This window comes from Variovorax sp. 20P10.2.4 (assembly GCF_058244205.1).
In genome coordinates this window covers 1-5,323 of the sequence record NZ_JBZAYE010000517.1, presented here as the reverse complement: position 1 = coordinate 5,323, position 5,323 = coordinate 1, and the positions used below count along the sequence as shown (strand labels likewise).

The window sequence follows — 5,323 nt, the reverse complement described above, 5'->3', positions numbered from 1 at the left end:
CCGGGGAGCCCGGCCTCGGCCCGCTGATCCTGCGCTGCTACACGCGGTCCGCGCCGCGGCGCCAGCTGCGCCAGACCATCGCCGAACAGCTCGCGCGCTTCGAGGACGGCCTGGGCCGCGCGCCCGCCTTCGTCGACGGGCACCGGCACGTGCACCAGTTGCCGATGGTGCGGGAGCTGCTGCTCGAGGAGCTGTCGCGCCGCTACACGGCCGCGCCGCCGTGGCTGCGCAACACGCGGCCCGGCGCCGCCGCGCTCAAGCCCCGGGTCATCCACGCGCTGGGAGGCCGTGCGCTGGTGCACGAAGCCGCGCGGCGGTCGATCCCGACCAGCCGGGGGCTGCTCGGGGTCTACGACTTCGCGGGCGGGGTGACGGGCTACCGGCGGCGCCTGCTCGCCTGGCTGTCCGCGGCACGCAGCGGCGACGTGCTGATGTGCCATCCCTCGCTGGCCGAGGACGCCGGCACGCCGCACCACGAGGCGAGGGCGGCCGAGTACACGGTGCTGGCGGCCATGGCCTTTCCATGGCGCGATCCCAGCGGCGGGCAGGTCGAACTCATGGCGTTGTCGGCCGGCGGCCTGCAGCCGGGCGCCTGAGATCCGGCCAGGGCGCCTTCGCCGCGCGTCATGCAGTTTGATCGGCCCGGTCATGCCGTGCGCCGACCCGGCTTCGTATCCTCGGACCATTGAACGAGAGACAAGGTCCGCGCCACCCCCGGTGGCCAGGGCCACACGGAGACCGTCTTGCCACCGAAAGAACCCGTCCTTGACGGCCTGGCGCGCTTCGCCGCCGAGGCCCCCGCACGACCGGCCGCCATCCTGGCCGAGACCGGCGAAACGCTGGACTACCGAAGCCTGCACGAACGCTCGGCGCGGCTCGCGCAGTTCCTCGCGGCCCACCTCGAGGCCGGCGAGGTGGTGGCGATCCTGCTGGGCAACCGGCTCGAATACTTCGAGCTCACCTTCGCCGCGCGCCGCGCGGGCCTCTACTACGTGCCCATCAGCACGCACCTCACGCCGGGCGAGATCGACTACATCCTGCGGGACTCGGGCGCGCGCATCCTGCTGACCGAGATGGCGCTGCGGCCCTGGGCCGAGCGCTCGGCCTGGCCGGCGCCGCTCGAGGAAGTGCTCTGCATCGACGCCGACGATCCCATCGAAGGCGCCGCGAGCTACCGCGCGCTGGTCGAGGCCGACGGCGCGGTGCCGCCGCTGCCCGATCGGCCCCTGGGCCTGGACTTCGCCTACTCCTCGGGCACCACCGGCCGGCCCAAGGGCATCAAGCACAAGCTCGAGGACCAGCAGCTGCGCAAGGCGCTCGCGGGCGACTGGCTCTCGTTCTTCGCCTTCGATCCCGCGAGCGTCTATCTCTCGCCCGCGCCGCTCTACCACGCGGCACCGCTGCGCTTCAGCGTGCGCTGCGTGGCCTTCGGCGGCACGGTGGTGCTGATGCGCCGCTTCGACGCCGAAGGCGCGCTCGAAGCGATCGCGCGCTGGCGCGTCACCCATTCGCAATGGGTGCCGACGATGTTCATCCGCCTGCTCGCGCTGCCGGCCGAGCGCCGCGCGGCCCACGACCTGTCGAGCCACCGGCTGGCGCTGCATGCGGCGGCGCCCTGCCCTCTCGAGGTCAAGCGCCGCATGATCGACTGGTGGGGCCCGATCGTCTGGGAGTACTACACGGGATCGGAGCGCGCCGGCGCCACCGCGATCTCGACGCCCGAATGGCTCGCGCATCCCGGCTCGGTGGGCCGCGCGAAGCAGGGCGTGCTGCACATCGTCGGCGACGACGGCGGCGAATGCGCGCCGATGGTCGACGGCCTGGTCTGCTTCGAGGGCGGCCCGAGCTTCGCGTACCACAACGATCCGGTGAAGACCGCCGAGACCCACACGCCGCAGGGCTGGGGCACCTTCGGCGACATCGGGCACGTGGATGCCGAGGGCTACCTCTACCTCACGGACCGGCGCGCCAACATGATCATCTCGGGCGGCGTGAACATCTATCCGCAGGAGGCGGAGAACCTGCTGCAGGACCACCCGCTGGTGCACGAGGTGGCCGTCATCGGCGTGCCGCATGCCGAGTTCGGCGAGGAGGTGAAGGCCGTGGTCCAGCTCAAGGACCCCGCGCTCGCCGGTGCCTCGACCGCGCAGCAGCTCATCGACCACTGCCGCGCCCACCTGTCGGCCATCAAGTGCCCGCGCAGCGTGGACTTCGCGACCGACCTGCCGCGCACCGAGACCGGCAAGCTGCTCAAGCGCGTGGTGCGCGACCGCTACCGCGCGCTCGCCGCGCCCGCTTCCCAACCGTGACGGAGACCCGACCATGACGATCGACATCGGACGCAGGCACTGGACGATGGCCCTGCTGGCCTCGCTGGCCGGCCTGCCCGAGCTGGCCAGTGCGCAGCAGGACACCCGGCCGCTGACCTTGCTCGTGCCCTATGCCGCCGGCGGCGCCGCAGACCCCGTGGTGCGCCCGCTCGCGCAACGCCTGCAGGAGGTGCTCGCGCGCACCGTGCTGGTCGACAACAAGGCCGGTGCCAACGGACTCATCGGCACGCAGTACCTGCTGCGCCAGCCGCCCGACGGGCTGACGATGCTGTTCCACATCACGAGCCTGATCCAGAACATCGCGCTGTCGCGCGGCAAGCCGCCCTACGACTTCGCGAAGGACATCGAGCCGCTGGTGCTGCTGGGCCGCCAGGCGGTGGTGCTGGTGGTGCCCGCGTCGAGCCCCTACCAGAGCCTGGCCGACCTCGCGCGCGCGGCCAAGGCCAACCCGGGCAACTTCTCGTTCGGCTCCTATGGCGCGGGCTCGACCTCGCACATCTACGGCGAGCAGTTGCGCGCGGCCTGGAACATCGAGATGCCGCACGTGGCCTTCCGCGGCACCAGCCCGCTGCTGCAGGACATGCTGGGCGGGCGCGTGCCGATGGCCTTCGTCTCGGCCGCCACCGCGATCGAGCGCCAGGGCGACAAGGGACTGCGATCGATCGCGGTGGCGCACAGCAAGCGGCTGACCGCGCTGCCGCAGGTGCCCACGCTGCACGAGCTCGGCTATGCGGGCTTCGACTACACGGGCTGGTGGGGGCTGTTCCTGCGCGCGGGCACGCCGGCGCCGGTGGCCGAGCGCCTGCGCAACGCGATCCGCGCCATCCTGCAGGAGCCCGACATGGTCGGCCGGCTGCAGCTGGCCGGCCTGGAGCCCAGCAGCGAGACGCCCGAGCAGATCACGGCCGCGATGCAGAACGAGTACCGCCACTGGGAAGCGCTGAGCCGGCGCTTCAACATCACGGCCGATTGACGGCGTCGCTCGTGCGGGCGGCGCGACAATGCGAAGCGCATGCCCGCGCTTTCCCCGCACCCGCCCGCTTCATGACCGCCGTCCCCGGCCCCTCGCCGAGCGCCACGCCGCCGCCGATCGCCGGCTGGTTCGTGCAGCTGTTCCTGCGCAGCGCGGCCCTGCCGCCAGCGCAGGCCGAAGCGGTGCTGCGCCGTTCGGGCATCGATCCGCTGCAACTGGACGAGCGCGGGCTGCGCGTCACCGAGCAGGCCTTCACACGCTTCCTGATCCTGCTAGCGCGGCGCGCGCGCGACGAGGCCTGGGGCATCGCCTCGCGGCCGATTCCGCCGGGCACCTTCCACACCCTGTGCCGGCTGATCGTCAATTGCCGCACGCTCGGCGAGGCGCTGGTCGTCATCGGCCGCTTCTATGCGCTGGTGGTCGACGACTTCTCGATCAAGATCCGCCGCGAGGGCGGCGAGGCCATCGTCTGGCTCAAGCCGCTGCGCACGCTCTCGCCCGAGCGGCACGTGAGCCTGCATGGCGCGACCGTCTTCCTGCTCTACCAGTTCATGTGCTGGCTGGTCGACCGCCGCATTCCGCTGACCGCGGTCGAGTTCTCGTACCCGCGCCGGCCGACCAGCGCCGAGACGCTGCGCACCTACGACACGCGCGAGATCCGCTTCGAGCAGCCGTTCACCGCGCTGCGGCTCGAAAGCCACCTGGCCTCGCTGCCGATCATCGGCGGCGAGGAACGCCTGAGCCGCTTCCTCTCGGAGGCGCCGCGCACGCTCATCACGCGCTACTACGACCACAGCCGCGTCAGCGACCGCGTGAAGTCCATCCTGCGCGCGCAGGTGGGCACGCCGATGAGCCTGGACGACGTGGCGGCCCGGCTGCACCTGACACCGGTGACCTTGCGGCGGCACCTGGTCGACGAGGGTTGCGGCTTCTCGGAGCTGCGCGACGACGTGCGCCGCCGCGCGGCGCTCGACATGGTGCGCCAGGGCCATGTGAAGCTCGAGACCATCGCGCTGCGGCTGGGCTTCGCCGAATACAGCACCTTCCATCGGGCCTTCAGGCGCTGGACGGGCACGGGGCCGACCGAGTACCGGGCCAACCCGCCGGCGTCCTGAGTTCAGGGTCCGGGCTTCGCGGGCCGTGCCCAGTCCGCGAGCCAGTGCGCATCGGCCACCACGGATGTCGCGGGCCGCGGCAGCGAAGGCGAATGGCTGAAGCGCGGGGCCGGTGCCGGCTGCAGTTCGCCTTCGAGTTCGACGAAGGCCTGGCGTGCCACGAGGTGCGGGTCGCGCGTGCTTGCGGCGAGGTTGTTGACCGGCACCACGCAGGCATCGCTGCCTTCGAACAATGCCTCCCAATGTGCGCGTGGCTCGCGTGCGAACAGTGCCTCGAGCGCGCGCGCCTGTTCGGGCCAGCGGTCGCGATCGTGTTGCGCGAAGGCCTTGGCTTCCAGGCCCAGGCGCGCGAGGAACTCGGCATGGAACTGCGGCTCGATCGCGCCCACCGCCAGATGCAGCCCGTCCGCGCAGCGGTAGCTGCGGTAGTACGGCGCGGCGCCATCGAGCACGTTGGCCTGCCGCTCGTCGCGCCAGCGCGACGCGGCGCGCAGGCCATGGATCAGCGACAGCAGCGACACCGTGCCGTCGCAGATCGCGGCATCGACCACCTGGCCGTGCCCGCTGCGCGCCGCCTCGTGCAGCGCAGCGAGCACGCCCACGGCCAGGTAGAGCGCGCCGCCGCCGTAGTCGCCGACGAGGTTGAGCGGCACGCTCGGACCCTCGGTCGGACCGATGGGATGCAGCGCGCCCGCGACCGCGAGGTAGTCGATGTCATGGCCCGCCTGCTGGGAGCGCGGACCCTCCTGCCCCCAGCCCGTCATGCGGCCGAACACCAGCGCGGGCCGCAACGCGAACAGCTCGGCAGGACCGAGACCCAGCCTTTCCATCACGCCGGGCCGGAAGCCCTCGATGGCCACGTCGGCATGGCGCAGCAGTTCGCGCGCCGTCGCGAGGCCTTCCGC

The 5,323-nt window shown here is 72.1% G+C and carries 5 protein-coding genes; 4 read left to right on the top strand and 1 reads right to left on the bottom strand.

Translation table 11 applies throughout. The features are described 5' to 3' along the window. The 4 genes from AC27VN_RS31840 to AC27VN_RS31825 all read left to right on the top strand — a co-directional run. The coding region (locus tag AC27VN_RS31840) for a ChbG/HpnK family deacetylase (RefSeq protein ID WP_490879144.1) at window positions 1-596 on the top strand (596 nt) is incomplete at its 5' end. A gap of 147 nt (window positions 597-743) precedes the next feature. After that, window positions 744-2,309 (top strand): AMP-binding protein, encoded by a 1,566-nt coding sequence (locus tag AC27VN_RS31835; RefSeq protein ID WP_490879143.1) that lies wholly within the window; start codon window positions 744-746, stop codon window positions 2,307-2,309. Between the two features lie 13 nt (window positions 2,310-2,322). Beyond that, window positions 2,323-3,303 carry a Bug family tripartite tricarboxylate transporter substrate binding protein gene (locus AC27VN_RS31830; RefSeq protein WP_208513206.1) on the top strand — a complete coding sequence of 327 codons (981 nt, stop codon included), beginning with the start codon at window positions 2,323-2,325 and terminating at the stop codon, window positions 3,301-3,303. Window positions 3,304-3,374: 71 nt separating this feature from the next. Continuing rightward, window positions 3,375-4,418 carry an AraC family transcriptional regulator gene (locus AC27VN_RS31825; protein ID WP_490879142.1) on the top strand — a complete coding sequence of 348 codons (1,044 nt, stop codon included), beginning with the start codon at window positions 3,375-3,377 and terminating at the stop codon, window positions 4,416-4,418. A gap of 2 nt (window positions 4,419-4,420) precedes the next feature. Here AC27VN_RS31825 and AC27VN_RS31820 read toward each other — a convergent pair. Further along, the coding region (locus AC27VN_RS31820; protein ID WP_490879141.1) for a CaiB/BaiF CoA transferase family protein at window positions 4,421-5,323 on the bottom strand (903 nt) is incomplete at its 5' end.